We start from the raw sequence: 2,623 nt of genomic DNA, 5'->3' as shown, positions 1-2,623 counted from the left end.
ATTGCCGACTGCTACGGTTACGTAGGCAAAAGTGACGGTTCCGTAGGTTTTTGGGCTATCTCGTTTGCTTGGCCGGCCGGGCACCAGCGGACTATCTATCGCTCGGTCAAACGGCTGGGCGCCCGCGTGGAGCCGTCGCACCTGTTTTCCTCGGGTATCTGGTTCACGGGCGAGGATGGCTCCGGCCCCCCATGGTCGCCACCAACTTGCGTTTCCGAATCGACCGAAATCCGGTTATTTCCAAGCAATATAGGGGTAGATTTCGTGGGAGTCGAGGTTGACAACAGGGCCAGCCAGGTTCCGATCGGAGAGGCGCGCAATGTCGTTCGTCGTTTCGTCGCCGGAGATCTTGGCAGCAGCAGCCGGGGACCTGGCCAACATCGGATCGACAATTAGCGCGGCCAGCGCCGGGGCAGCGGCGCCCACAACAGGTGTGCTAGCCGCCGGCGCCGACGAAGTGTCGGCGGCCATTACGAAATTGTTTGGCGCGCATGCTCAGTCGTATCAGGCTCTGAGTGCCCAGGTGATGACCTTTCACAACCAGTTTGTGCAGGCATGGAATGCGGCCGCGGGCTCGTATGCCAGCGCTGAGGCCGCTAACGCATTGCCGTTAGGGGGATTGCTCAGTGCAATCAACGCACGCGCCCACACCCTGACAGGCCGCCCGCTGATCGGCAACGGTGCCAACGGGGCCCCCGGAACGGGGCAAAACGGGGCGCCGGGCGGATGGTTGCTCGGCGATGGCGGGGCCGGCGGGTCGGGCGCGCCCGGCCTCAACGGCGGTAACGGCGGGTCCGCCGGACTGCTGGGTGTCGGCGGCGCCGGCGGGACCGGTGGGCTGTTCGGCGCCGGTGGCGGGGCTGGCGGCGTCGGTGGATCTAGCGGATTTTTTGGACCCGGCGGCGCCGGCGGGTTAGGCGGTAACGCGGGGTGGCTGTTCGGCAACGGTGGAGCTGGTGGCGCCGGCGGATCCAACCAAGGTGGTGGATTCTCTGCTGGAGCCGGCGGGCACGGCGGAAACGCCGGGGTGCTGTGGGGTAACGGCGGTTCCGGCGGCACGGGCGGATCCAGCCAGGGCGGCTCCGGCGGGGCCGGCGGCGCTGGCGGCCAGGGCGGCCTGCTGGTCTCTGCCGGCGGTGCGGGCGGGGCTGGCGGATCCGGCGGAGGAGTTATCGGCGGTGCCGGCGGTGCCGGTGGGGCCGGCGGTGGCGCCAGCCTCATCGGCTGGGGAGGGATCGGCGGGGCTGGCGGGGCTAGTCAAACCGGCGTCGGCGGGGCCGGCGGGGCCGGCGGCCAGGCCGGTGGGTTGTGGGGCAACGGCGGGGCCGGCGGCGCCGGCGGGTCGAGCCTGGGTGGTGCCGGTGGGGCCGGCGGAAACGGCGGCCAGGGCGTGCTGATCGGCAATGGCGGCAACGCCGGCTACGGGGGCACCGGCACGATGCCAGGCAACACCGGCAGCGGCGGTTTCAGCGGCATCCTGTTGGGTCTCGACGGCTTTAATGCTCCCACCAGCAGCTCGACGCTGCACAACCTGCAGCAGCAGGCGCTGAACACGATCAATGCGCCCATCCAGGCAATTACCGGGCGTCCGCTGATCGGTAACGGCGTGCCCGGGCAGCTGGGCACCGGACAAGACGGCACACCCGGCGGGTGGTTGCTCGGTGACGGCGGGGCGGGTGGCTCCGGCGCGGCCGGTCTCATGGGCGGTTCCGGCGGGGCTGGCGGGCTGTGGGGCACCGGCGGCACCGGCGGGGCCGGCGGGAACTCGTCGGCCGGTGACGGCGGGGCTGGTGGGTCCGGCGGGACGAGCGGCTTGATAGCCGGAACTGGCGGCGCTGGCGGCAGCGGCGGCCTCACCAGCTTCGGCGGTGGCGGTGGCGGGGCCGGTGGGCCTGGTGGGGCAGGCGGGTTGCTGAGCGCCGGTGGTGACGGCGGGCTCGGCGGAGCGGGCTTGGCCGGCGCAGCAGGCGTCGGCGGGGCCGGCGGCGCCGGCGGATTGCTCGGCGTGCTGGTGGGCGCTGGGGGCGGGAACGGCGGAGGCGGCGGCCTCAGCGCCATCGCCGCGGGTACCGGTGGCGCCGGAGGCAACGCAGGCATTCTCGGCGGTCCCGGCGGCGCCGGCGGAGCCGGCGGGTGGAGCCCCTTCACCGGCGGTGCGGGCGGGGCCGGTGGCAACGCCGGCCTGCTGTTCGGCGGTGGCGGTGCCGGCGGAGACGGCGGATTCGGCACTACAACCGGCGGTCCCGGGGGCAATGGCGGCAACGCCGGCTTCCTGGTGTCCAGCGGCGGGGCCGGCGGATCCGGTGGGTTCGCAGCGGGCACCGGCGGGGACGGCGGGAAGGGCGGCTACGCCCCACTATTGGGCTACGGTGGGGTCGGCGGGGTCGGCGGGGTCGGCCTAACCGTCAAAGGCGGCGCCGGCGGAAGCGGCGGCCAGGCTGGGCAGCTGTTCGGAATCGGCGGAGCAGGTGGCGCCGGGGGCGCGGCCGATCTCGGCGCATCGACCGGTGGCGCCGGCGGAACAGGCGGTACCGCCGTGCTAGTCGGCAACGGTGGCAATGGCGGCAACGGCGGAACCGGCCCAACCGCGGGCAACGGCGGGGCCGGGGGTAATTCCGGGCTG

1 protein-coding gene is annotated in these 2,623 nt (G+C 72.9%); it reads left to right on the top strand.

Annotation, left to right across the window (positions count from 1 at the left end; translation table 11 throughout):
- Window positions 1-319: 319 nt before the first annotated feature.
- On the top strand, window positions 320-2,623 hold a 2,304-nt coding region (locus tag F0Q45_RS28170; RefSeq protein WP_188113159.1), incomplete at its 3' end, for a PE family protein.

This window comes from Mycobacterium simiae, from assembly GCF_008370645.1.
Classification (GTDB): domain Bacteria; phylum Actinomycetota; class Actinomycetes; order Mycobacteriales; family Mycobacteriaceae; genus Mycobacterium; species Mycobacterium simiae_A.
Note: the sequence above shows the minus strand (reverse complement) of the source record. Positions and strands in the feature narration are given on the sequence as shown.